Here is a 23,228-nt window from a genome sequence, read left to right as displayed (position 1 = left end):
CGATGACCGCCGTCGATCTCGTTACGGGTGGATGCGGCTTTATTGGCCGCCATCTCGTCCAGTCGATCATTGCCACAGGGCGCAGCGTGCGCGTGCTCGACTGTGGCGACCCGCGTGGCCTTTCGGCTGACGCCGAGTATCGCCGCGGCTCGATCCTCGATGCCGCCGCTCTGTCGTCCGCGATGGTCGGGATCGCGCGCGTCTATCATCTGGCCGGCGACGCGCACCTGTGGGCCCCCGAGCGGGGTGCCTTGGCCCGCGTGAACGCCGAGGGCACGGAACGCCTGCTGGCCGCAGCGCCGCCTGCCGCACGGGTCGTGCATTGCTCGACCGAGGCGGTGCTGCTCACGGGATTTCGGGATGCTGCGCGGGTGCGCGAGGGCGATCTCCCATCCCTGGACCGGATGGCCGGTCCCTATACACGATCGAAATGCCTGGCCGAGCAGGCGGCGTTCGCCGCCGCGCAGGCGGGCCGCGATGTCGTGATCGCGAGCCCCACGGTCCCGATCGGACCGGACGACTGGAACATGACGCCGCCCGCGGCGATGCTCGCCCTCTTCCTGACCGGGCAGACGCCGTTCTTCCTCGATTGCACGCTCAACCTCGTCGATGTCCGGGACGTGGCCGAGGGGCTGCGTCTGGTGGGGGAGAAGGGACAGGCCGGGCAGCGCTACGTGCTGGGCGGCGAGAACGTGCCGCTGCGGCAGCTCCTCTCCAGGCTGGAGCGGATGACGGGCCGACGCATGCCGTCCATGGCGTTGCCGGGCAGCCTCGCGATGGCGGTGGCCATCGTTGCCGAGTGGTTCGCCGATCATATCTCCCACCGAAGTCCGGTGGCCGTGCGCGAGGGCGTGCGCCTTGCGCTGCGTTCCACGGCGTTCGACCACAGCAAGGCGCGCCGGGAACTCGGCTACGAACCCAGACCGATCGACGAAGCACTGGCGCTGGCGGTCGCATGGCTCACCGAGCGGTCCGTCCCGCGCGCGGATGTGGCCGCACCGGCCCGCAGCACCGGCTTTGCGTCCTGATCGGCCTGCTGCCGTCGAGCGGGGTGTCGCCGGCAGTCGGGCTGCCGGACGCGCATCGGTCGCCGGAGGGGCTCGAGGCCGGCCCAGCCCGCAAGTCACTGGCGCTCCTGACAATCGGCGGCCGGATGCTCTCCCGCGCCGACGCCAGGTCGGTTCTGGTCTTCGGCGCGACCGGGAGATGGCTGATCCGCAGGACGCGCCATTCGGCCGGGGGAGCGACGGGATGAGGCCTCCACCGATCACGCGCCGCCCGAGCGCCCCCGCCTTCATCTTCGACGTCGACGGCGTCCTGCTGGCGTCCCCGCATGAACGTGCCTGGCGCGAGGCGCTCGCCGGCGTCGCGGATCCCCGGCCCTTCACCACCGCCCTGTATCAGGCGCAGGTCGCCGGAAAGGCCCGGATCGACGGGGCCCGCGCGGCCCTCGCCGCACTGGGTCTACCGGATACCGAGCGCCTCGTGTCGGCCTACGCCGATGCGAAACAGCGCTGTCTCGAGCGGATCGTTGCGGCCGAGGGCGTGACGGCCTTTCCGGACGCCCTCCGCTTCGTCCGGGCCCTCGCCGACCGGGGCTGGCCCCTGGCGGCGGCCTCGTCCTCGAAGAACGCGGAGGCCATGATGCGCGCGGTGCCGCTGAGCCAGGACCGGACGCTGCTCGACGCGTTCGCGGCCCGCATCTGCGGCCGCGCCCTGCGCCACGGCAAGCCGGACCCCGAGATCTTTCTGCTGGCCGCCGCCGAATTGCGGGTCGTCCCGGCCCGCTGTTTCGTGGCCGAGGACGCCCCCGTGGGCATCCGGGCCGCCAAGGCCGGCGGCATGACGGCCATCGGCATCGCCCGCCTCGGCGACGCCGACGGATTGCGGGCAGCGGGGGCCGACCGGGTGGTCGCGAGTTTCGACGAGATCTGCATCGAGCATATCGCGCCGCCGTCTTCGGGAGATGCCGCATGAGCGTGGCCGACACCTTGGCCGAAGACATGATCGCTGGAGGCGATCCGTCCTGGCTGCTGCGCGAGACCGGATACGAATTGCTGCGGGAGAGCACCTTCGAAACCCGCTTCGCCCTCAGCAACGGCTTTCTCGGCGTGCGGGGCGGGCTGGCTTCCCATCTCGGCGCCTGCCGGGCTGTTCCGCCGCGGATCTACGTCGCCGGATTGTTCGACACGCCGACGCCCGACAGCGTGGTTCCGGAACTGGTGCCGGCCCCCGACTGGACGCAGGTCCGCATCCTCCTGCCGGACGGCCCGCTCATGCGCTGCCCGGACCGGTCCTCGCGGGCTCTGACCCTGGACATGCGACGGGGGGCCCTGTTCATGGAGGCCCGCCAGACCTGCAACGCCCCGCTCGATGTCTGCCTACGCTCCCTGCGGCTGGTGTCGCTGCACGCGCGTGCGATCGGCATGCAGGTGATCGAGCTTCGGATCGAGAGCGGGGTCAGCGACCTCACCTTCGAGGCCGCGTTCGGGCCCACGGATTTCGAACTCGCGCCGGAACGGGCGGAACTCGACCTGAAGGCGTGGCGCACCTGGCGATCCGGCCGGAGCCTCGCCATCGCGGCGGCGGCCTCCCTGGAGGTCGACGGGATCGAGCGTCAGCCCGTGATGCGGGGCGACCTGACCTGGAACTGGAGCTGGACCGCCCAGCCGGGCCAGATCGTGACCTTCCGGCGCATCATCGCGGTGACCCGCCACCACGCCACCGACGTCCATGCGGGCGCCCGGGCCCGCAAGGAACTGGCCGCCGCGCGCACGCTCGGCTGGCGCGGCATCCTCGCCCGCCACGAGGCGGCCTGGGCCGAGCGCTGGCGCTGCAGCGACATCCGGGTGACCGGTGACGATGCCGCCCAGGCCGCCCTGCGCTTCGCCATCTACCACCTGAACGGGGCGGCGAATCCGGAAGACCCGCACGTCTCCGTCGCAGCCCGCGCCCTCACGGGGGACGATTACCGCGGCCACGTCTTCTGGGACACCGACATCTTTCTCGTGCCCTTCTACGCGCTGACCTGGCCGGAGGCCGCGCGCACCCTCCTGATGTACCGCTTCCGCACCCTGGACGCGGCCCGCGCCAAGGCCGCGCAGATGGGCTGTCGGGGCGCCCTCTACGCCTGGGAATCGGCCGATAGCGGGTCGGAGGTCACGCCCGCCCAGACGGTTGGCCCGGACCGCAAGATCCTGGACGTCCTCTGCGGCAGCCAGGAGCAGCATATCAGCGCCGACGTGGCCTATGCGGTGTGGCAATACTGGCAGGCGACCGAGGACGAAGCCTTCCTGCAGGAGGCTGGGGCTGAGATCATCCTGGAGACGGCCCGGTTCTGGACCTGGCGTGCGGCGCCGGAGGCGGACGGCCGGCGTCACATCCGCACGGTCATCGGGCCGGACGAGTATCACGAGGGCGTGGACGACAACGCCTTCACCAATGGGATGGCCCGGTGGACCATCGCGCGCGGCCTCGACGTCGCCGCCCTCGTGCAGGCCCGCTGGCCGGAGACGTGGGCGCGCCTCGCGCGGAGTCTGGACCTCGGCGAGCCGGAACTGGCGCACTGGCGTGAGGCGGCGGAGGCCATCGCCACCGGCTTCGATCCGGCCACGGGGCTGTTCGAGCAGTTCGCGGGCTTCTCGGCCTTGGAGACGGTCGATTTGAACGCCTATGCCGGGCGCTCGGTGCCGATGGATGTCGTGCTGGGGCGCGAGCAGACGCAGCGGGCGCAGGTCATCAAGCAGGCCGACGTCGTCGCGCTCCTGGCCCTCCTGCCCGAGGCCTTTCCGGGCGCGAGCGGCGGGACCAACTTCGACCATTACGAGCCCCGATGCGGGCACGGGAGCTCCCTGAGCCGGGCCATGCACGGCCTCGCGGCCGCGCGGCTGGGGCGTGCCGAGGCAGCGCTGAGCTACTTCCGCCGAAGCGCGGCAATCGATCTCGCCGACACCCATGTGGCGATCGGCGGCGGCATCCACGTCGCGGCCCTCGGCGGGGTTTGGATGATAGCGATCCTCGGCTTCGCCGGGTTGTCGCTGCGGGCTGACGGGCTCGCTTTCGATCCGTGCCTGCCGGCCGACTGGCAGAGCCTCGACTTCAGGATCCGGTGGCGCGGGCGGGACCTGGCCGTGGCCATAGACGGGACGACCCGTGTGCTGCGTGTCGCCCTCGACCGGGGGGCTCCCATGACGGTCTTCGCCGGAGGCGCCGCCTTCGTCATCGCGATGGACCGGCCCCTGACGGTCGAGGGCGTCGGCGGATGAGACCGTCGTCCTGGAGCGGGCGGCGGATCTCGGTTGCGGGACCGGGACCGCCCGCCCTCTCCCCTCCGTAAGCGATCCCCGCCGCGACGCACGCCGAGGGGCCATCCCCGGGATGTTGATCGGCGATGGGTTCGGCGCCGATCCGGCCAGCAAAGCACGGTCGCCCGTCACGGGCAGCAGCCGCCCCCCATGCCGGTCCGCGTGGAGCGACCGGAGGTTCGCTGCGGCGTCATGCGGAGCCGCGTTCGACCGCGGCTCCGAACAGGCTGCGCGTTCAGCCCGCTCGACCGACGGATGTCGCCACCCCGCGCCGCGGTTGCAGACGGGCCGAGACATTTGAGCTGGCGCAAAGCGACGAGCGGCCGAACGGCGCACTTCCCGAGTCGACGTGGGAGGCGCTCATGGACCCGAGTCAGCGCAAGTTGAGCTGGGCGCTCTGGTCCATGGCGGCGGCCTCCTTCGGCGTCCTGCTCGTCCACGATCTCTGGGTCGGCTTCAGCCAGACGGACGCGATCCCCTACAGTCAGTTCGAGCAATTGGTCGCCCAGGGAAAGATTGCCGAGGCGACCGTCGGCACCGACCGGATTGCGGCCACGCTGAAGGAGCCGGCGGACAACGGCCACCGGTACGTGGTGGCGACGCGCGTTGACCCAGCCCTCGCCGACAGGCTTTCGGCCAAGGGCGTGGTGGTCAAGGGAGCCCCATCCACGGGCTTCATGACGGGCCTCCTCTCCTGGATCCTGCCTGCCTTCGCCGTCTATTTTCTGTGGCGCGCCCTCTTCAGCCGCGTGTCCGGGCGGAGCGGCCTCGGCGGCCTCATGGCCATCGGCAAATCGAAGGCCAAGGTCTATGTCGAGACCGACACGAAGGTGACCTTCAAGGACGTGGCCGGCGTCGACGAGGCCAAGGCCGAATTGCAGGAGACAGTCGCCTTCCTCAAGGATCCCAAGTCCTTCGGGCGGCTCGGGGCGCGGTCACCGAAGGGCATCCTGCTCGTCGGGCCGCCGGGCACCGGCAAGACGCTGCTCGCGCGCGCCGTCGCCGGCGAGGCCGGCGTGCCGTTCTTCTCGATCTCGGGGGCCGAATTCATCGAGATGTTCGTCGGCGTCGGCGCCGCCCGGGTACGAGACCTGTTCGAGCAGGCCCGCGAGGCCGCGCCCGCCATCATCTTCATCGACGAACTGGACTCCCTCGGCCGCAGCCGCAGCGGCACCCAGATTCTGGGGGGCCACGACGAGCGCGAGCAGACCGTCAACCAGCTCCTCGCGGAACTCGACGGGTTCGACCCGACCACCGGCGTGATCCTTCTCGCTGCGACGAACCGGCCGGAGGTCCTCGATCCGGCGCTCCTCAGGCCCGGCCGTTTCGACCGGCAGGTGCTCGTCGACCGCCCCGACCGGAAGGGCCGTGTCGAGATCCTGAAGGTGCATGTCGGCAAGGTCAGGCTCGCCGGGGACCTCGACCTGGACGAGGTGGCGGGCATCACGCCCGGATTCACCGGCGCCGACCTCGCCAATCTCGTCAACGAGGCCGCCATCGTGGCGACCCGGCGCGGCGGCGCGGACGTCACCTATGCCGACTTCACGGCCGCCATGGAGCGGATCGTGGCCGGGCTTGAGAAGCGCAGCCGCGTGCTTGGGCCGGAGGAGCGCAGGCGCGTGGCGTTCCACGAGATGGGACACGCCCTCGTTGCCGCGAGCCTGCCGGGTGTCGATCCGGTCCTGAAGGTCTCGATCATCCCGCGCGGCGTCGGGGCGCTCGGCTACACGATCCAGCGTCCCACCGAGGACAGGTTCCTGATCACGGCGAGCGCGCTGCGGAACCGGATCGCGGTCCTGCTCGGCGGCCGTGCGGCCGAGGCGCTGGTCTTCGACGGGGATGTCTCGACCGGTGCCGCGGACGACCTGCAGCGCGCGACCCAGATCGCGCTGGAGATGGTGACCCGGCACGGGATGACGCCGGAGGTCGGCCAGCGCACCTATCTGCCACCCGCGAACCCGTTCCTGTCCGAGATCGGCAGCGACCGGCCGAACGCGTCCGACCTGACGGCTCGCGAGATCGACGTTGCCGGCCGGGACATCGTGGCGGGGGCATTCGAGACGGCGACAGAGATCCTGAGACGGCGGCGGCAGGATCTGGAGGGCGGGGCCGCGCTCCTCCTCGACGTGGAAACGGTGACGGCAGCGGAGTTTCCCGCGCTCAGGCCGGGCCCGGAACGAGGCCCGTCTCCCGAGCCCGAGCGGCGGCGCGCGCCGGTCGTCCGGCTGCCGGTCGATGCGAAGCAGGGCACCGACCGATGAAGCCGGCGGCCATCCGGGCCGACGGCGCGGCCGGCAGGACCGGAAGGCCGTCTGGGGAGGATCCTGGCCTTGGCGACCTGATCGTCCGTGAGGCGAACCCGCCTGGCCCGTTCCGGCTCTGGAACAGCCGCCGGCATCACACCCGAGCCCGCGATCCTGGGCGGGTACCGCGCACCGGTCAGCAGAGCCCGCAACGCGGCGGCGGCGGCGGGCCACCCCGTCGCGACGAGGAAGCCGCCGACGACGGCCACCGGCACGATGAGGAGATGCTTGAGCATATCTGTGTCATGGGCGGCTTCCCACGCGCGCGTGGTCCCGCGCGTGGTCCCGAAGGCGCTGTTCGAGGCGGGGTCACCGGGACGGCGGATCGACCCACCGGCCGGCCGGCGCGGCGAAGGCCGGGTGCCGGTCACACGGGTGGCGCCGGGCTCGCCGAACGGCGTGGCCATGGCGGCGGCGCCCCATCTGCGGTCGGCCTCCGATCCGCACCTCATCGCGCGCCCGCACCCCGACCCTTCGCCCGTGGAAGGCGCCGGGTGCGCCGGCACGCTCATGCCTCATGGGATCGCCGACCCGCCTCATCGCCGGCCCAAGGCCGGGCTGGGCGGAGGACGAGGTGGCGGCTGCGCGGGCTGGTCCCGCTCGGTCTCTGCGGCTTGCTGTGAGCTTCGACTACCGATCCGAGAAGAATTTCCGAAGCTCCTCGGGGGTCACCTTTCCATCCTTGTTGGCGTCGACCGCGTTGAAGAGACGCTTATGGATAGCCGTCACTTCGTCGAACGAGAGAGAACCGTCCCCGTCCGTATCCGCAATCGCGAACATCATCCGCATTCGGAGGCCGCCGGCCATCATCCCGTCCATCATGTGGTCCATCATGCCACACATGCCGCCATGGCCCAGTCCTCCCATGCCGCTCATCATGCCCCGCCCCATCATGCTGGGTCGGTTGGGCGGGGAGGCTGGGTCCGGCGTGTTCTCCGGGCCCGTTGATGTCTGAGCACCTGCGCTGGACAGCGAGCCGGCCGCGAGGAGTGTGGTGAGGGCCGTCACCTGCACCAGTGTCGCCAGCGTCATGAAACCCTCCCCAGCGAGAGATGTCCCTCGTCACGCGCAATGTCGTCAGCGATGCGGTCGGCCGTGGGCGCAACCGAATTCAGGTTACCTGCCCCGAGGGGTCACACATTGATGTTGATCAACCGCTCAGGACCTCAGGATCGGCGTTCGATCTGAGGCATGCCATTCCGTCGGCATCTCCGAGTCCTGGGCGCCGGATGCGCCCCGGCCATCGAAGTCCCTCGCGGGGCCCGCTGGGGGTGTCACCGATACCCGGTTGGGGTGTGATGGCGAGACCGGCGGTGCAGGCGCGCATGACGGCACGCGTCGTGGCGGATGCGCCCGTCCTGGCGATCCGGCGCAGGGGCAGACCCGCTCCGCTGATGCCGCTCCGCCCCCCACGCTTCGACAAAGCGGCCGGGCGGCACGCGACGCTCGGCTCCCGCAGGCCCGGTGGAGTTCGAGAACCGGCCCGAACCCGCTGAGTGTGGCGTCCACCGTGCCGGCAGCAATCCGCGCGCTCGCAACGGACTCGGGAACAGCGGCTTGGCGTTGATCTGGCTCAACGACGCGAGGCTGACCTTGTATGCGAGTTCGGCTTCGATCGGCCGGTCGCTGGAGCGCGAACAGGTAGGCTCATCATGACTGCGACCACCGCGGCACCCGCACGGCCTGAACCCGACACCGCCAGAGTCACCTCTGCCCAGCGCGAAGCCTCGGCGCGCGCCGTCGCGGTCGTCTCCGGTGCACGACCGACGCGGCGGCAGTTGCCCGGATGCCATGTGCCGCGACGTCATCGTCGCGTCGGACGTCGCTATTTGCCAGTATCCGTCTCAACAAACCGAAATGGATCAAGGCCCTGGCCATCGCCGCTTCCCTTGCCGACACGAGGGATTGCGCACGTTCAAGCGGTCCGCTCCGGGGGCAAGTCTCGGCTCGGCCGTCCAAGAGGGAGGGGGTCCATGCAGAGCGGCAAGGAGTTTATCGACACCCTGAAACGTGAGCACGCCCGCGTCGGCCGGCTGGTCGACGTCATCGATAACGGTCGTTGGTGGACGACGGACACGCCGGGCCGCCCGGCAGTCGCCGATCTGGACAAGCAGGCGAAACTCCTGGTGAGCGTCATCGATGAGATTGACCGTGTTGTCGGGCAGATCGGCTCGCGCTGAGCCCGACACTGCGTAACGCGCGCAACAGCAATGCCGCCCAGCGCTCCGTGATCCTTGGCTTGCGCCTCCGCCGTGTCTCCGGCCGAGCGGTCACACAACCTTGCCGACGAGATGCCCGATCCCCGCGGTGACCGCCATTGCCAGGGCCCCCCAGAACGCAACCCGCGCGGTCGCCCGCGGGATCGCTGCGCCGCCCACCTTCGCGCCCAACGCCCCGAGCACAGCGAGGAACGTCAGCGAAGCTGCGGACACCGAGACGACGAGATAGTCGGCCGGAGAGACCGCGGCCACGAGAAGGGGCATGGCCGCGCCCGCGGAGAACGTCGCCGCCGAGGTCAGCGCAGCCTGGATCGGGCGCGCCGTGGTGAACGTGGAGATGCCGAGTTCGTCCCTGGCATGGGCGCCGAGGGCGTCCCGCGCCATCAGCTGCTCCGCGACCTTCAGCGCGAGATCGTGGTCCAGGCCGCGCGAGACGTAGATCCCCGCAAGCTCCTCCCGCTCAGCCGCCGGGTCCTGTTCGAGTTCGCGCCGCTCGCGCGCGAGGTCGGCCCGCTCCGTATCGGATTGGGAGCTCACCGAGACATATTCACCGGCCGCCATCGACATCGCGCCGGCGACGAGGCCCGCCGTACCGGCGACCAGGATATCGCTGGCGGCGGCGGCGGAGGCCGCCACGCCGACGATCAGACTGGCCGTGGATACGAGCCCATCGTTGGCGCCCAGCACCGCGGCACGCAACCAGCCGATGCGCTCGATCAGGTGGCTTTCCGCATGGCGCGCGCGCATCGGCGTCAGCCTCTCTCGGCGGGTGTGGATCTGCCGCTGCCGGGAAGTATGCGACGCAGGGCGCGGTCGTGCCAGAGGTGGCGATGCGCCGAAGCGGCTGTGGCGCGGGGAGACCCGCTCGGGCCGGGCGTTTCCGCCGGGCCCGAGCCAGATGGAACGGCCGACCCCGCCGGCGCGAGGAGATCGGCAGGACCCGGGTCACACCCGGCGGGTCATCCCTCCACAGCCCCCCTCCAAAGCCCCGACGGTTTCGGCTGCGCGCCTGTCCCGGCAGCGCCGGGCGTGCCCGCTCGGGCTGAGCGGCCGACGGCTCAGCCGCGCTTCGCCTGCTTGAAGCTCTGTATGGCCTCCCGACAGCCGGTGGAGAGCTTCGCCATGTTCTTCTCGAAGCAGGCCTGCGTTCCGGGACCATCCTCCGGAGTCAGGTCGCCGCAGAAGGTCGTGAAGTCGCCCATGCATTGCTGCTGGAACGCCGCCTTCTCGTCGGCGGACATCGGCGCGGCCCAGACGGAGGTTGCCGCGGTGGACAGAAACAGAACGGTCGTGACCAAACGTATCGGCATGGCGATGCCCCTTCGGCTCGATGAATCCGGTCGGTAAGTCGAATGGGTCGAAAGCGGTTGCACGCCAGCGGGCCCGTCGGCGCCGGCCCGGACAGCCGGCGCCGGACGGGTGCCCCGGCGGGCGTTCCGGACGGGCCCTCAGCGGATCTGTGGCCCGGCGCGGTGCAAGGGCGACGATGACCGCGCTGGAGAGCCCGACCGCCCGCGGAACTGCGCCCCGACCGGCCGACAGGGCCGGAAGGGGCGCAGCAGGTGCGTCAGCGGTGGGTTCCGGTCGAACCGATGCCGGACGTACCGGTGGCCGTGCCGCCGGTCCGCGTGGTCGAACCGGTCGATTCCATCCCGCCGGACTTCATCTCGTGTCCGGGAGCATAGCCGGATGCGCCGGGGCTCCCCGCCCGGCTTCCGCGGTCCTGCATCTCGTGGCCGGGCGCCTTGGACGAAGCCCCCTGCTCGGCGGCCATGGCGCTGCCGCCGAGAGCGAGAGTGGCGAGAATGATGATCGGGAAGCTTCGCATTGAGCGTCTCCTGTGTTGGAGCCCCTAAACGGCAGGGTGGCCGCGACCGTTCCAGAAAAATTCGATGTCTCGAAAGTATCTCCCGATGTTCAAAGACCGGAGATATCGCCGACCTTAATACTGAAGAAATTCTTTGAGGTTGTTCCTGCCGATCTGTCGCACGTCTGACCGGCTCAAACCGCGCAACCCAGTCGTCGCATGGGCCCATGGTGCTGCGCGGCGCGTGGAACGGATTTGCCCCGAGCGCCGTATCTGAGCCGCACCGGGACCAATCCCGCTGCGAGGGAGGCTCCATGTTTCGCACGCCAACGTTGTTCCTGCTCGGCGCACTGACCTTGGCGGGAGGCCTTCTCGGGACCTCGTCCGCCGCCCTGGCCGATCCGCCCTGGGCCCGTGGGGAACGCGGCTTCCGCCCCGGCGGCCCGCCTGCATGGGCGCCCGCGCACGGGTATCGCCGCCATCGCGACATGGGCGGCTACGGCCGCAGGGATGCGCGCGTCTTCGAGGAGCGTCGCTACCGCGGGTACCGGGACAACCGCTACTAGATCCGTCGCGGGCATATCCTCGCCTCGCCGGCCCGGGCAGACCGCACCCCGCTTGGGCCGAGACACCTTGCGCGCGCCTGCGCCGTAGCCATCGGGACCGGTCATGACCCTCGTCCGTGCGATTGTCCTCGCGGTTGTCGTCCTGACCTCTCAGGGTGCGCTCGCACAGGCGCCTGTGGCGCCTCCATCCGCCGAAGATGAGGAGCCTCGCCCCGGGCCGCCCCCGCCCCTTCCGGATGTCTCCGATCCGAACGGGCGGGCCGGCGGGGCCCTGAACGAGCCCGACGAACGGTCCGATATCCCGAAGACGCTCCGCTCGTCCGGATCCAAGGCCGGCGGCCCGGCCAACGACCTGAACCCGGGCGGCCGCGCCGAGGCGCCGGCCCCGCCCAAGGGCGAGCTTGGCCAAGTCATTGCCGGCAAGGAACTGTTTCACGGCAACTATTGCGGGAAGGGGCAGCGCGGCGAGGGGTTGCCGCCGACCGACGACCTGGACGCCGCATGCATGCGCCACGATGCCTGCTATGACACGGCCGGGTACAGTTCATGCGCCTGCGACGCGACGCTGAAACGGGAGGCCTCCATCGTCTCGGACAGCCCGAAGGTGACGCTGGAAGTCCGGCGCAGGGCCCTCAGCGTGATCGAGGCGACGGCCGCGATGGACTGCCGCGCCCCCTGATCCCGGTCGGTGGACCGGCTCCTCGGCCGGGACTTCGGAAGTCGCGCCCGTCCCGCACCGCCGCGGGACCGGCGGCGGCGCAGGCCGCGCGCCGGCAGATCACCCTACGGCCGCACATAGCTCCACCCCTGCTCCTGCCGCTCCATGATCTGCACGACGCCGGAGGGAACGATCGTCGCCTGCGGCAGCAGCGGGATCGGATGCCCCTCGGCCTTCTCCATGGCGGTCTTGGTGTTGTTGCAGGCCGAGAACTGGATCTTCGACGGGAAGCCGGACTCGGCGAAATGCGCGATCCGGTCGGCCACGGTGGATTTGTCGGCCCGATACATGGCGAGGCCCGGCCCGAAGGCGACGATGTCGATCTCCACCGCCTCGTTCTTGGCGCGGTAATGATCGACCACGTTGGTGGCGTTGTTGAGCGTCAGGTTCATCGTGGCCGGCTCGGCTGTGTCCACCTGGAACACGACGCGGTGCCCCCTGCCCGTCTCGGCGGCGGAGACCGGGGCGGCGGCGAGCCCGGCCAGCAGGAACAGGATCGGGCGTCGGGGGAGCTGTCGCATGGCTGATCTCCGGTCAGGGCCGGCGCCTGTCGGAGCCCGTGACTTTGGCCCAGGCCCGGCGCCCGTGATAGCGAAGCCGCGGCTCCGAAGTCGATCCGGATCGGCGGTGCGATGCCGGGGAAGCGGCCGTGGCAGCGATATGGGTAACAGCCCTGGTCCGGGCGCTGACCTCGGGAACCGTCGTCGTGCTGGCCTCCGTGCTGGCGGAACTCCTCGGACCGGTCTGGGGCGCCCTCATCGTCAGCCTGCCGGTCTCGGCCGGGCCGGCCTACGTGTTCATGGCCTTGGAACACGATACCGACTTCGTCGCCGGGGCGGCCCTCAACGGCTTCGCCGCCAATGCGGCGACGGGCCTGTTCCTGACCGTCTACGCCCTGCGGGCCAGCGGCCGGGATCTGGGCTCGACCCTCGGTCCGGCGACGCTGGCATGGCTGGCGGTGGCCATCCCCGTATCCGCCGCGTCCTGGACGCCGCTGACGGCCCTCGGGCTCAACGCACTCGTCTATGGCGCGGGGGCCGTCGCGACCCGGCAGGCGGTGCGAACCTCCCTCGTCCGGAGCGCGGTCGTCGCGCGGCCGCGACCGGTGGATCTCCTGGCCCGAGCGACGGCCGTGGCCCTGTTCGTGGCGGTTGTCCTGGCTGTCAGTTCGGCCCTGGGACCGGCGCGGACCGGGGTGGTCGCCGCCTTTCCGGTCACCCTGACGAGCACCTTCGTGATCCTGCATCGCCGGATCGGCGGGGGCGCGATGGCACGCTTGGCCAGCATTGCGATCCGGGGCGTCTTCGGCTTCGGCCTGGCGCTGCTCACGCTTCACCTGACGGTCCAGGCCCTCGGTGCCGCCGCCGCCCTGTGTGCCGCCCTCCTCGTCTCTTTGATCTACTCGGCCGGGCTTCTCATCCTGCAGCGCCGGCCCAGTCCGAAGGAGCCCGGCATCGTCACGCGGTGAAGCGGCGGGGCGTCCGATCCCCGGTGTCGCGGTACGCTCGACCGCCCTGTTGCGGGGGACGCGCCAGGAGCCGAAATCCTCGCGGCGGCGTCAGGCTGGACCCGCCACGCCGCCCCCCGGGACCCGACGCAATCCGGGATGCGCGCCCTCCGTCACGGTGTCAGACCCTCTCGGGCGCCGAGGATGCGGTCCCGGTCGGCACAGGCTGCCGCCCCTGCGCGCGCCGCTCCTCGACGCGCTGCAGGATGACGTAGAAGCACGGCACGAACAGCACCGCCAGGCAGGTCGAGGCCAGCATCCCGCTGAAGACCGTGATGCCGATCGACTTGCGCGCGGCAGCGCCGGCCCCGGAGGCGGTGACGAGGGGCAGGACGCCGAGGATGAAGGCGAACGAGGTCATCAGGATCGGGCGGAAGCGCAGCCGCGACGCCTCCACGGCCGCGGCCGCGATGTCGAGACCGGCCTGCCGCTTCTCGCGGGCGACCTCGACGATCAGGATGGCGTTCTTGCTCGCCAGCGCGATCAGCAGGATCAGGCCGATCTGCGTGTAGAGGTTGTTGGCGACGCCGAGCAACAGCAGCGCCCCGACCGTGCCCAGGAGCGCCAGGGGCACCCCGAGCAGGACCGCCAGCGGCAGGATCCAGCTCTCGTACTGGCCGGCCAGGACCAGGTAGACGAGGAGGATGGCGAGCCCGAACACGAGGTAGATCTGCGCGCCGACCGCCTTCTCCTGGTACGACATCGCCGTCCAGTCATAGCCCGTGCCCGGCGGCAGCACCTTGGCGGCGATCTGCTGCATCAGGTCCAGCGCCTGCCCGGAGCTGAAGCCCGGCGCCGCCCCGCCCACGATCGTGGCCGTCGGGTAGAGGTTGTAGAGGCTGATCAGGGACGGGCCCTGCACGGTCTTGATCTCCACGATGGTGCCGAGCGGCACCATCGCCCCGTTGCCGGCCCGCACCTTCAGGTTCTCGACGTCCTCGGGGCGGAGCCGGTAATCGGGCGCGGCCTGCACGTAGACCTGGAAGGTCCGGCCGAACTTGTTGAACTGCGTGACGTAGGACGACCCCACGTAGCTCGAGAGCGTCGAGAAGACCTGCCCGACCGTGACGCCGAGCGCCTCGGCCTTGATCCGGTCCACCGCGATCGCGATCTGCGGCACGCCGGCCCGGAACGAGGTGTTGAGCTTCCGCAAGCCCGATTGCGCGTTCCCGTCGGCGACGATCGTCCGGGCGAGGCTCTCCAGCAGGGGGTAATCGAAGTCGCCGTTGCGCAGCTCCACCTGCATGGTGAAGCCGCTGGCATTGCCGATGCCCTGGATCGGCGGCGGGATGAGCACGAAGGTCGCGGCGTCCTCGACGCCCTCCAGCATCGTGTTGAAGCGGTCGTAGAGGCTGCGCAGATCCTGGCCCTTCTCCCGGGCCCGGGCGTCCCAGTCCTTGAGGACGACGTAGGCGACACCGGCATTGGGCAGGGTGGCGTTGGAATCGAGGACCGAGATGCCGCTGATGGTGAGCACGTTGTCGACGCCGGCCGTCGCCTTCGCCTGCGCGCTGATGCGCTGCATCACCGCGTCGGTGCGCTCCTTCGAGGCCCCGTCGGGCAGCTGGGCCCCGATCAGCACGTAGCCCTGATCCTCCGTGGGCAGGAAGGCGGTGGGCAGGCGGGTCAATCCCCATCCCGCCAAGCCGATCAGTAGGAGCGCGAGGACGGCCATGAGGCCGCTGCGCCGGACCATGTGGGCGATCAGCCGGGCGTACCAGCCCTCGACGACCCCGTAGACGCGGTTGAAGCCGCGGTAGAACAGGTTCCGCTTCTCCGGCGGCACCGGCTTGCGCAACCACAGGGCGCATTGGGTCGGCTTCAGCGTGGCGGCGTTGATCGCGCTGATCAGCGCGGTGGCGGCGATCACCAGGGCGAACTGCTTGTAGAGCTGCCCGGTCAGGCCGGGGAGGAACGCGGCCGGCACGAAGACCGACATGAGCACCAGGGTGATGCCGATGATCGGGCCGAACAGCTCCTCCATCGCCTTCTCGGCCGCCGCCCGGGGCGAGAGGCCCTCGTCGATATGGTGGGCCACGCCCTCGACGATCACGATGGCGTCGTCCACCACGATGCCGATCGCCAGCACGATGGCGAACAGCGTCGAGAGGTTCACGCTGAAGCCCATCGCCGCCATGGCGGCGAAGGCGCCGATGATGGTCACCGGCACCGTCGTCGCCGGCACCAGCATGGCCCGCCAGTCCTGGACGAAGACCAGGATGACGATCAGGACCAGCACGGCGGCCTCGAACAGCGTCCTGTAGACCTCGTGGATCGAGGCCTGGACGAACGCGGTCGTGTCGAACGGGATGGCGTAGACGAGGCCCGGCGGGAAGGTCTTGGCGAGTTCGGCCATCCGGGTGCCGACGGCGTTCGCCACCGTGAGCGCGTTCGCCTCCGGCAGCTGGTAGATGCCGATGCCGGCGGCGGCCTGACCGTTCAGGGTGAAGGACTGGCTGTAGGTCTGCGCGCCGAGTTCGACCCGGCCGACGTCGCGCAGGCGGGTGATGCGGCCGCCGTCCTGCGCGTCCGCCTTGATGATGATGTTCTCGAAGTCCGGGGCGTCGTTCAGCCGCCCGTTGATGTTGAGGGTGTACTGGAAATCCTGTCCGGTCGGCACCGGCGGCATCCCCAGGGCCCCGGCGGTGACCTCCTGGCTCTGCTGCTGCACGGTGTTGATGATGGCGTCGGGGGTGAGGCCCCGGGCCTGGAGCAGATCGGGGTCCAGCCAGATCCGCATCGCGTACTGGCCGGCGCCGAACACCGTGACGTTGCCGACGCCGGGGAGCCGGGCCAGCTCGTTCTGCACGTTGATCACGCCGTAATTCGACAGGAACAGGCTGTCGAACTTCCCGTCGGTGGCCGACAGCGTCACGAATTGCAGGATTGCGGTGGATTTCTTCTGGGTCGTGACGCCCTGGACCTGGACCGCCTGCGGCAGCGAGGACATCGCGATCGCGACGCGGTTCTGCACCAGCACCTGCGCCTGATCGCCGTCCGTCCCGATCGCGAAGGTGACCGTGAGGGTGTAGGTGCCGTCGCTCGCGCTGGTCGACTGCATGTAGAGCATGCCCTCGACGCCGTTGACCTGCTGCTCGATCGGCAGCGCCACCGTGTCGATCACCGTGCGGGCGCTCGCACCCGGATAGCGCGTGGTGACCTGGACCGTCGGCGGCACGACGTTGGGGTATTGCGACACGGGCAGGTTGAGGAGCGACACCGCGCCGACCAGCACCATGATCAGGGCCAGCACGTTGGCCAGGACCGGCCGCTCGATGAAGAAGCGCGAGATCATGCCGTTGGCCCTCGGTGCCGGCGTCTCAGGGGCGGTCCGCCGCATCGGCGGGCCGCGGATGGGCGGATGCCGGCCTCCGGTGACCGGGCGGATCGGTGCCCTGGACCATCGGTCTCGCGGGCTCGGCCGGGCGCACCGGCCGGTGTCTCACCGCTGAAGCGGCGCCGGGCCTGGGGAGGCCTCGGCCACCGCCGACTTCTGGGGTGCGACCTTGGCCCCGGGGATGGCTCGCTGGATGCCGTCCGTGACGACCCAGTCGCCGGGGGCGAGCCCCGCCTCGATCACCCGGTACCGCCCGTCCCGCGCCCCGAGCGTCACCACCCGCTGCGCGACCGTGTTGTCGGCCCCGACCGTGAGCACGTAGCTGCCCTGCTGGTTCGTCCCGATGGCGTCGTCGCGGACCAGCAGCGCCTTGTCGTCGCGGCCGACCGGGATCCGGACCCGCACGAACAGGCCCGGGAGGAGCGCGTGATCGCCGTTCTCGATGAGCGCCCGGGCCAGCAGCGTGCCGGTGGACGGATCGACCTGCGGCGCGAGGTAGTCGAGCCGGCCGGTATGCGGATAGCCGGTCTCGGTCTGCAGGCCGATCTCCACCGGTATCTTGGCCAGATCGCCCAGCGGCTGCTGCGTCGCGCGCAGGTGCTGCTTGACCAGCAGCACCTGCTGCTCGCTGACGTTGAAGTAGACGTAGAGCGGATCGATGCGGACGAGCTGCGCCAGCTTGGTCGGCCCGCTGATGCCGACGAGCGCCCCGACATCCGCCAGGTGGTTGGTGACCACGCCGTCGAAGGGCGCGGAGACCTGCGTGTAGCCGAGGTTGATGGTGGCGATGTCGAGGTTGGCCTGCGCCTCCATGACGGCGGCGCTGGCTTGGTCCTGCTTGGTCTTCGCGTCCTCGACCCGGGCCTGCGAGGCGAATTCCTGCCGCCCCAGCGTGGATTGGCGCTGATATTCGGACTGGGCGTTCGCCAGGGCGGCCTGCTGCGCCGCCAGGGCGCCCTGCGCCTGCTTGAGCTGCGCCTCGTAGGTGTTGCGCTGGATGGCGAAGAGCGGCGCGCCCGCCTTCACCACGGCGCCGTCCTTGTAGGTGATCGCCTCCAGAAAGCCCTGGACCCGCGCCTCGAGATCGACGGCCGCGAACGCCTTGGTGTTGCCGGTGAGTTCGAAGTAGCGCGTCACCGTGCGCACGACCGGCTGCGAGACCGAGACGCCGGGCGGCGGTGGCGGGACGTACTGGTTCGAATCGCGGCAACCGGCGGCGCATCCGGCGATGGCCGCGAGGGCGAGAAGACGGACGGATCCGGGAAGCTGCAGCTCGATCGGCACGGCCGGCCCTCAACCTAAGATCGTTACGGATGGTCTTTGGCCTCGGTGCTGCCGCGGCTACTGACCATCCTCGGCCTTGGCTTCCCGGGCGAGGGTCAGGCATTCGAGCAGATCGACATAGCTGGGCAGGCCGTCGAGTTGCGCTTCCGCCGCGCAGCGTGTCCGGTCACCGGCCGGGTAGCTGGACCACTTTTTTTCGACCTCGGCCCGCGCCGACCCCTCATCCTCGAGGCAGAGCTTCTGCCGGCCGGCATCGAGGGTCATCTGCTGCGTCGCCGCCCGGCAGCTGCCGTGAACGTCGAAGACCGGCATCGTGTCCGAGACCGGCATCGCCAACACCAGCTCCATCAGCAGGGCAGGAACGGCAAACATCATGATCGACACACCCGCGCAGCGCGCCAACCGGACAACCCGGTCGATCCTGACTTTGGCGGCCCAACACAGATGCCCCGCCCTGCGACAATACAGGTTCGATGCGCAAACGGGCCCGATTCGGTCGCCTGTGCTCTATCGATAGCACATTTCGCAGCTGAGCCATGGCCTCAAAAATTGTTATCAACCAAGGCGGACTACCGAATCCCGCGATCCCCCGGCAGATCGGGCCCACGATGTATTTACGTCTTATTTAAACGTCCCAACCGATACGGGACAGCAACAGAACCAATGATACACCTGCATCACGGTATTTCGGCGCCCCCAGGATCGACGGCCCGCGATGATTCACCTGTGAAAGACGGGCGCCGCCAAGGCGAGGGGATCGGCCGGTCTTGGACCCGGCGGAGTGGGACGATGGACCGAGCCGCGAACAGCCGAACATGCAGGGTTCGTCGCGGTCGCGCGATCCCCCCTCCCGTCGGCCGGCGGGACGGGGCCGGTGTCGCGATCCCCTGCCTGTCGGCTTGGCCGCCGTCTCACCGCTCCGCGCGGTGGAGATGCCACAGCGCGCCGACCAGCCCGAGATTGGCGAGGCTCAGGGCGAGCAAGAGCCACAACAGGGCCTCCGGGCTGGCCTGGGTCAGCACGAACGCGCCGGCCGGCGGGGCGAGCGCCTGCGCGACCAGCCCCGGCCGCGCCAGGCGGCCGACCACCAGCGGGTAGCGCACCGGACCGAACAGGGCCAAGGGCACCGTGCCCCGCGCGATCGAATAGATCCCGTTGCCGCCGCCGTAGAGCACCAGCCAGATCCCGACGCCCGGCAGCCCCAGGGCCAGCAGCACCAAACCCAGCGCCACCAGGCCCAGGGCGGCGGTGAGAGTCCAGAGCGGGTGATGCCGCCCTTCGAACGACATCTCCACGATGCGGGCGCCGACCTGCGCCGGGCCGATCAGCGCCGCGTAGGACACGGCGGACGCCAGCGCCACGCCCCGCGCCTGCAGCAGCGTCAGCAGATGCACCGACACCAGCGCCATGATCGCGCCGCCGAGGACCAGCACCCCGGCGAACAGCCGGAACGCCCGCCGCTCGGAGGCGGACAGAGGGCCGGTGCGCGCCGCGCGGTGCTCCGCCGCCGCCGCCGGCGGGTTCGGGATCAGCAGGAGCACCAGCGGCAGCGTGACCCCGAGGTGCAGGCCGGCATAGGCGAGGCAGGCGCCCCGCCAGCCGACCTGCGCGACCAGGAGCGCCGAGAGCGGCCAGCACACGGTGCTGGCGAACCCGCCCCACAGGGTCAGGGTGGTGATCGCCGGCCGTGCCGCCGCCCCGTAGAGGCGCCCGAGGGTGGCGAAGGCCGGATCGTACAGGCCGCAGCCCATGCCGAGCCCCAGCAGAAGCCAGCCGGCCAGGTAGACCGGCAGGACCGGCGCGGCGGCCAGCGTGATCAGGCCGGCCGCCAGCAGCAGCGCCGCCAGCGCCAGAACCGGACGGCCGCCGTGGCGGTGGATCGCCGCCCCGACATGCGGCGCGGCGAACGCGGCAACGAGGAGCCCGAGGGACAGACCGCCGACCACCCAGGCCAGCGGCCAGCCGGTGCTCTCCGCCACCGGGCCGGCGAGCACGGCGGGCAGGTAGAACGAGGACCCCCAGGCGAGGATCTCGATCACGCCGAGGGCGGAGATCACCGGCCAGCGCCGCCCCCCGGACACGCGCGGCCTACCGGGGACCGAGCAGCGGCAGCCAGGCCGCCAGCGCCAGCAGCGTGGCCAGCAGCACGGGCGGGGTGATGACCAGGCCGACCTTCATGTACTGGCCCCAGGTGATCCTCTGGCCCTTGCTGTCCAGGACATGCAGCCAGAGCAGGGTGGCGAGGCTGCCGATCGGCGTGAACTTCGGCCCGAGGTCGCAGCCGATCACGTTGGCGTAGACCATCAGCTCGCGGGTCAGCGGCGACAGGTCCGGCGCCCGCTCGATCGCGAGCGCCCCGATCAGCACGCTCGGCATGTTGTTCATCAGCGACGACAGGATCGCAGCGGCAAAGCCGGTGCCGATGGTGGCGGCCCACGGGCCGTGGCCGGCGAGCCAGACCAGGCCCTTCGCCAGCGCGTCGGTCAGGCCGGCGTTCCGGAGGCCGTAGACCACGAGGTACATGCCGAGGCTGAACAGCACGATCTGCCAGGGGGCGCCGGTCAGCACCTTGCGGATCGGGATGATCCCGCCCCGGTTGGCGAGCAGCAGGAGCACCGCCGCGCCGGCGCAGGTGACGGCCGACACCGGCACCCCGAACGGCGCGGTGACGAAGTAGGCGGCGAGCAGCACGCCGAGCAGCGGGAACGCCGCCCGGAACACCAGCGGATCGCGGATCGCGTCGGCCGGGCGTTCGAGGGCATCGACCGGGTAGGCTTCCGGCACGTCGCGCCGGAAATAGGCCCACAGCACCAGCAGCGTCGCCGCCAGGGACACCAGGTTCACCGGCACCATCACGGCGGCGTACCGGCCGAAGGTCACGGCGAAGAAGTTGGCGGAGACGATGTTGACCAGGTTGGAGATCACCAGCGGCAGGGAGGTGCTGTCCGCCACGAACCCGCAGGCGACGATGAACGCCAGGGCCGCCGCCGGCTTGAAATCGAGCCGGAGCAGGATCGCCAGCACGATCGGCGTCAGCAGCAGCGCCGCGCCGTCGTTGGCGAACACCGCCGCGATGGCCGCGCCGAGGAGCACGACCAGCGGGAACAGCCGCCGGCCCCGGCCGCCGCCCCAGCGGGCGATGTGCAGGGCCGCCCAATGGAAGAACCCGGCCTCATCGAGCAGCAGGGAGAGGATGATGAGCGCCACGAAGGTGAACGTGGCGTCCCAGACGACATGCCAGACCACCGGAATGTCGCCCGGATGGATCACGCCCGCGGCGAGAGCGACCCCCGCGCCGGCCAGTGCGCTCCATCCGATCCCGAGGCCCCTGGGCTGCCAGATGACGAACACGAGGGTGGCAAGGAAAATGGCGAGCGCGAGCATCCGGGCGTTTTCGTCTTATGGATCGGTGTGAGGCTCAAGCCGTGGCGACGCGGCGGCCGTGCTCGTCCACGACCCGCTCACCGTCTTCCTTGACGAACTCGCCCTGCTGCACCGGCAGAAGATCGAGCACGGCTTCCGACGGTCGGCACAGGCGCACGCCCTTGGGCGTGACCACCAGCGGGCGGTTGAGGAGGATCGGGTGCGCCGCGATGGCGTCCAGGAGTTGCGCATCCGTCAGCGCGGGATCGCCGAGGTTCAGCTCCGCGAACGGCGTGCCGCTCTCCCGCAGCACCGCACGCACCGACAGACCGGCGCGGGCCAGGAGCTGCACCAGCAGCGCCCGCGCGGGCGGGGTTTTGAGGTATTCGATCACGTGCGGCTCGATGCCGGCGTTGCGGATCATCGCGAGGGTGTTGCGGGACGTGCCGCATTCGGGGTTGTGGTAGATCACGACGTCGAACGGCTCAGGCATGGGCGGTCTCTCCAAGGGCGGGGCAGCAGGGTGCCAGGGCGGCCATCGCCGGGGTGCAGACCTCCGGGCGGCCCTGGCAGCAATCTTTCATCAGGAAGGCGATCAGGCCGGACAGCGCCGGGTAGGCGGCGCTGTAGATGATCGAGCGGCCCGCGCGCCGCGAGGCGACCAGGCCCGCGTGGCTCAGTTCCTTGAGATGATGGGACACGGTGGCGGCGGAGACGCCCACCGCCTCGGCCAGCACGCCGGAGGCCAGCCCGTCCGGGCCGGCGGTCACGAGCACCCGCACCAGGCGCAGACGGTGCTCCTGGGCGAGGGCCGCGAAGGCGGCGAGGGCTTGCGGCTCGTCCATATTCGTTACAATCTTCAAATCACTCTTTGAACGTACAAGAAAGCTGAACCTTGGACAAGCCGCGCCAGCCTTTCACCGATGGCCTGCCGAACTTGAGCGCCGCGCATTTCGTGGTGCCGACCCGCGCGCGCCTGGAGGCGGTCAAGCCGCTCACCCACGCCCCCCGGTTCCTGATCCTCTACGGCTCCCTGCGGGAGCGCTCGTTCAGCCGCTTCCTCGCCTACGAGGCCGCCCGGCTCCTGGAAGCCATGGGCGGCGAGGTGCGGATCTACGACGCGCACGGCCTGCCCCTGCCCGACGACACGACCGCCGATCATCCGAAGGTGCAGGAGCTGCGCGACCTCTCGATCTGGTCCGAGGGCCAAGTGTGGGTGTCGCCGGAGCGGCACGGCACGCTGACCGGCGTGATGAAAAGCCAGATCGACTGGCTGCCGCTCTCCGAAGGCAGCGTGCGGCCGACCCAGGGCCGCACGCTGGCCGTGATGCAGGTGTCCGGCGGCTCGCAGAGCTTCAACGCCGTGAACAGCCTGCGGATTCTCGGCCGCTGGATGCGGATGATCACGATCCCGAACCAGTCGTCGGTCCCGATGGCCTACAAGGAGTTCGACGAGGCCGGCCGGATGAAGCCGGGGCCGCTCTACGAGCGCGTCGTGGACGTGTGCGAGGAGCTGATGAAGTTCACGCTGCTGACCCGGGAGCGGGCCGACGACCTCGTCGACCGCTACAGCGAGCGGAAGGAGCGCGCGCCGGAGCGGCTGAGCGCCGTGGCCGCCGACATCGGCTTTGTGAAGCGCTGAGACACCCCGCCGCCGATGCGACCGTCCACGCGGGCGCCGTCGTGATCGCGGCGGCGACCGGCCGCCCGTGGGTCAGGTCTGTGCGAGACCAGGGTCCCAGCGCCCCGAGGGTCGACCGGATCCGCTGTCTCCGCGTCCACCCTCGGGGGAGCGACGGGTTCGCCCCGCCCGCACGCCG

General features: G+C 70.5%; 21 protein-coding genes. 9 read left to right on the top strand and 12 right to left on the bottom strand.

From position 1 onward, the window contains the following. Positions 1-2: 2 nt before the first annotated feature. From ABIC70_RS15855 to ftsH, 4 genes are all read left to right on the top strand, one after another. On the top strand, positions 3-1,028 hold the full coding sequence (locus ABIC70_RS15855) for an NAD-dependent epimerase/dehydratase family protein (protein ID WP_354440069.1): 1,026 nt from the start codon (positions 3-5) through the stop codon (positions 1,026-1,028). Between the two features lie 223 nt (positions 1,029-1,251). Further along, complete coding sequence (locus ABIC70_RS15850) at positions 1,252-1,977, top strand: HAD family hydrolase (RefSeq protein ID WP_354440067.1); 726 nt, start codon at positions 1,252-1,254, stop codon at positions 1,975-1,977. Beyond that, positions 1,974-4,265 carry a glycoside hydrolase family 65 protein gene (locus ABIC70_RS15845; protein ID WP_354440065.1) on the top strand — a complete coding sequence of 764 codons (2,292 nt, stop codon included), beginning with the start codon at positions 1,974-1,976 and terminating at the stop codon, positions 4,263-4,265. Before ABIC70_RS15850 ends, ABIC70_RS15845 begins: the two co-directional genes overlap by 4 nt. Positions 4,266-4,666: 401 nt before the next feature. Then, positions 4,667-6,565 (top strand): ATP-dependent zinc metalloprotease FtsH, encoded by a 1,899-nt coding sequence (gene ftsH / locus ABIC70_RS15840; RefSeq protein WP_354440063.1) that lies wholly within the window; start codon positions 4,667-4,669, stop codon positions 6,563-6,565. 672 nt (positions 6,566-7,237) lie between these two features. On the opposite strand, the gene ABIC70_RS15835 is transcribed toward ftsH, so the two are convergent. After that, positions 7,238-7,639 (bottom strand): EF-hand domain-containing protein, encoded by a 402-nt coding sequence (locus ABIC70_RS15835; protein ID WP_043383999.1) that lies wholly within the window; start codon positions 7,637-7,639, stop codon positions 7,238-7,240. A gap of 941 nt (positions 7,640-8,580) precedes the next feature. Between ABIC70_RS15835 and ABIC70_RS15830 the strand changes: the two genes are divergently transcribed. Beyond that, the gene (locus ABIC70_RS15830; RefSeq protein WP_354440061.1) at positions 8,581-8,787 is read left to right on the top strand and encodes a hypothetical protein; all 207 of its coding nucleotides are present in this window, start codon (positions 8,581-8,583) and stop codon (positions 8,785-8,787) included. Between the two features lie 90 nt (positions 8,788-8,877). Here the strand turns inward: ABIC70_RS15830 and ABIC70_RS15825 are convergent, their stop codons facing one another. The 3 genes from ABIC70_RS15825 to ABIC70_RS15815 form a co-directional block, all read right to left on the bottom strand. Next, complete coding sequence (locus tag ABIC70_RS15825; protein ID WP_043759436.1) at positions 8,878-9,573, bottom strand: VIT1/CCC1 transporter family protein; 696 nt, start codon at positions 9,571-9,573, stop codon at positions 8,878-8,880. Between the two features lie 311 nt (positions 9,574-9,884). Then, the gene (locus ABIC70_RS15820) at positions 9,885-10,136 is read right to left on the bottom strand and encodes a hypothetical protein (RefSeq protein WP_043353668.1); all 252 of its coding nucleotides are present in this window, start codon (positions 10,134-10,136) and stop codon (positions 9,885-9,887) included. A 257-nt stretch (positions 10,137-10,393) separates the two neighbouring features. Further along, entirely contained in the window at positions 10,394-10,654 is a 261-nt protein-coding gene (locus ABIC70_RS15815; protein WP_354440059.1) for a hypothetical protein, read from the bottom strand. A gap of 293 nt (positions 10,655-10,947) precedes the next feature. On the opposite strand from ABIC70_RS15815, the gene ABIC70_RS15810 reads away from it, so the two are divergent. Then, the gene (locus ABIC70_RS15810) at positions 10,948-11,199 is read left to right on the top strand and encodes a hypothetical protein (protein WP_111473586.1); all 252 of its coding nucleotides are present in this window, start codon (positions 10,948-10,950) and stop codon (positions 11,197-11,199) included. Positions 11,200-11,302: 103 nt separating this feature from the next. Continuing rightward, positions 11,303-11,878 carry a phospholipase A2 family protein gene (locus ABIC70_RS15805; RefSeq protein WP_354440057.1) on the top strand — a complete coding sequence of 192 codons (576 nt, stop codon included), beginning with the start codon at positions 11,303-11,305 and terminating at the stop codon, positions 11,876-11,878. A 104-nt stretch (positions 11,879-11,982) separates the two neighbouring features. Here the strand turns inward: ABIC70_RS15805 and ABIC70_RS15800 are convergent, their stop codons facing one another. Then, on the bottom strand, positions 11,983-12,438 hold the full coding sequence (locus tag ABIC70_RS15800) for a DsrE family protein (protein ID WP_354440055.1): 456 nt from the start codon (positions 12,436-12,438) through the stop codon (positions 11,983-11,985). A 128-nt stretch (positions 12,439-12,566) separates the two neighbouring features. Here ABIC70_RS15800 and ABIC70_RS15795 point away from each other — a divergent pair, with 128 nt between their 5' ends. Further along, complete coding sequence (locus ABIC70_RS15795) at positions 12,567-13,385, top strand: hypothetical protein (RefSeq protein ID WP_052083688.1); 819 nt, start codon at positions 12,567-12,569, stop codon at positions 13,383-13,385. Between the two features lie 160 nt (positions 13,386-13,545). Here the strand turns inward: ABIC70_RS15795 and ABIC70_RS15790 are convergent, their stop codons facing one another. From ABIC70_RS15790 to ABIC70_RS15760, 7 genes are all read right to left on the bottom strand, one after another. Further along, positions 13,546-16,719: an efflux RND transporter permease subunit gene (locus ABIC70_RS15790; RefSeq protein ID WP_053609600.1), complete on the bottom strand. Its 3,174-nt coding sequence runs from the start codon at positions 16,717-16,719 to the stop codon at positions 13,546-13,548. A 147-nt stretch (positions 16,720-16,866) separates the two neighbouring features. Continuing rightward, on the bottom strand, positions 16,867-18,045 hold the full coding sequence (locus ABIC70_RS15785; RefSeq protein WP_354440054.1) for an efflux RND transporter periplasmic adaptor subunit: 1,179 nt from the start codon (positions 18,043-18,045) through the stop codon (positions 16,867-16,869). Between the two features lie 57 nt (positions 18,046-18,102). After that, positions 18,103-18,420 carry a hypothetical protein gene (locus tag ABIC70_RS15780; RefSeq protein ID WP_354440053.1) on the bottom strand — a complete coding sequence of 106 codons (318 nt, stop codon included), beginning with the start codon at positions 18,418-18,420 and terminating at the stop codon, positions 18,103-18,105. A gap of 536 nt (positions 18,421-18,956) precedes the next feature. After that, positions 18,957-20,126, bottom strand: coding sequence for an MFS transporter (locus ABIC70_RS15775; RefSeq protein WP_354440052.1), 1,170 nt, complete (start codon positions 20,124-20,126; stop codon positions 18,957-18,959). Positions 20,127-20,133: 7 nt separating this feature from the next. Continuing rightward, entirely contained in the window at positions 20,134-21,429 is a 1,296-nt protein-coding gene (locus ABIC70_RS15770; RefSeq protein ID WP_043384014.1) for an arsenic transporter, read from the bottom strand. A gap of 34 nt (positions 21,430-21,463) precedes the next feature. Next, positions 21,464-21,901, bottom strand: coding sequence for an arsenate reductase (glutaredoxin) (gene arsC, locus ABIC70_RS15765; RefSeq protein WP_043353683.1), 438 nt, complete (start codon positions 21,899-21,901; stop codon positions 21,464-21,466). After that, complete coding sequence (locus ABIC70_RS15760; protein WP_043353685.1) at positions 21,894-22,253, bottom strand: ArsR/SmtB family transcription factor; 360 nt, start codon at positions 22,251-22,253, stop codon at positions 21,894-21,896. The genes arsC and ABIC70_RS15760 overlap by 8 nt, the downstream gene beginning before the upstream one ends. A 50-nt stretch (positions 22,254-22,303) precedes the next feature. Here ABIC70_RS15760 and arsH point away from each other — a divergent pair, with 50 nt between their 5' ends. Next, positions 22,304-23,050, top strand: coding sequence for an arsenical resistance protein ArsH (gene arsH / locus ABIC70_RS15755; RefSeq protein ID WP_043353686.1), 747 nt, complete (start codon positions 22,304-22,306; stop codon positions 23,048-23,050). Positions 23,051-23,228: the final 178 nt, after the last annotated feature.

Origin of the sequence: Methylobacterium sp. 1973, assembly GCF_040545035.1 — a bacterium.
GTDB classification, from domain to species: Bacteria; Pseudomonadota; Alphaproteobacteria; order Rhizobiales; family Beijerinckiaceae; genus Methylobacterium; species Methylobacterium fujisawaense.
The sequence above is the reverse complement of the archived record's forward strand: the minus strand, read 5'-3'. Positions and strand labels throughout refer to the sequence as shown.

What these genes read in the sequence shown, in the direction of transcription:
- ABIC70_RS15830 (WP_354440061.1), top strand. Translation starts at nt 8,581, where the DNA reads ATGCAGAGCGGCAAGGAGTTTATCGACACCCTGAAACGTGAGCACGCC.
- ABIC70_RS15850 (WP_354440067.1), top strand. Translation starts at nt 1,252, where the DNA reads ATGAGGCCTCCACCGATCACGCGCCGCCCGAGCGCCCCCGCCTTCATC.
- ABIC70_RS15825 (WP_043759436.1), bottom strand. Translation starts at nt 9,573, where the DNA reads ATGCGCGCGCGCCATGCGGAAAGCCACCTGATCGAGCGCATCGGCTGG.
- ABIC70_RS15770 (WP_043384014.1), bottom strand. Translation starts at nt 21,429, where the DNA reads ATGCTCGCGCTCGCCATTTTCCTTGCCACCCTCGTGTTCGTCATCTGG.
- ABIC70_RS15805 (WP_354440057.1), top strand. Translation starts at nt 11,303, where the DNA reads ATGACCCTCGTCCGTGCGATTGTCCTCGCGGTTGTCGTCCTGACCTCT.
- ABIC70_RS15855 (WP_354440069.1), top strand. Translation starts at nt 3, where the DNA reads ATGACCGCCGTCGATCTCGTTACGGGTGGATGCGGCTTTATTGGCCGC.
- ftsH (WP_354440063.1), top strand. Translation starts at nt 4,667, where the DNA reads ATGGACCCGAGTCAGCGCAAGTTGAGCTGGGCGCTCTGGTCCATGGCG.
- ABIC70_RS15790 (WP_053609600.1), bottom strand. Translation starts at nt 16,719, where the DNA reads ATGATCTCGCGCTTCTTCATCGAGCGGCCGGTCCTGGCCAACGTGCTG.
- ABIC70_RS15800 (WP_354440055.1), bottom strand. Translation starts at nt 12,438, where the DNA reads ATGCGACAGCTCCCCCGACGCCCGATCCTGTTCCTGCTGGCCGGGCTC.
- ABIC70_RS15845 (WP_354440065.1), top strand. Translation starts at nt 1,974, where the DNA reads ATGAGCGTGGCCGACACCTTGGCCGAAGACATGATCGCTGGAGGCGAT.
- ABIC70_RS15835 (WP_043383999.1), bottom strand. Translation starts at nt 7,639, where the DNA reads ATGACGCTGGCGACACTGGTGCAGGTGACGGCCCTCACCACACTCCTC.
- ABIC70_RS15815 (WP_354440059.1), bottom strand. Translation starts at nt 10,654, where the DNA reads ATGCGAAGCTTCCCGATCATCATTCTCGCCACTCTCGCTCTCGGCGGC.
- ABIC70_RS15810 (WP_111473586.1), top strand. Translation starts at nt 10,948, where the DNA reads ATGTTTCGCACGCCAACGTTGTTCCTGCTCGGCGCACTGACCTTGGCG.
- arsC (WP_043353683.1), bottom strand. Translation starts at nt 21,901, where the DNA reads ATGCCTGAGCCGTTCGACGTCGTGATCTACCACAACCCCGAATGCGGC.
- ABIC70_RS15760 (WP_043353685.1), bottom strand. Translation starts at nt 22,253, where the DNA reads ATGGACGAGCCGCAAGCCCTCGCCGCCTTCGCGGCCCTCGCCCAGGAG.
- ABIC70_RS15820 (WP_043353668.1), bottom strand. Translation starts at nt 10,136, where the DNA reads ATGCCGATACGTTTGGTCACGACCGTTCTGTTTCTGTCCACCGCGGCA.
- ABIC70_RS15780 (WP_354440053.1), bottom strand. Translation starts at nt 18,420, where the DNA reads ATGATGTTTGCCGTTCCTGCCCTGCTGATGGAGCTGGTGTTGGCGATG.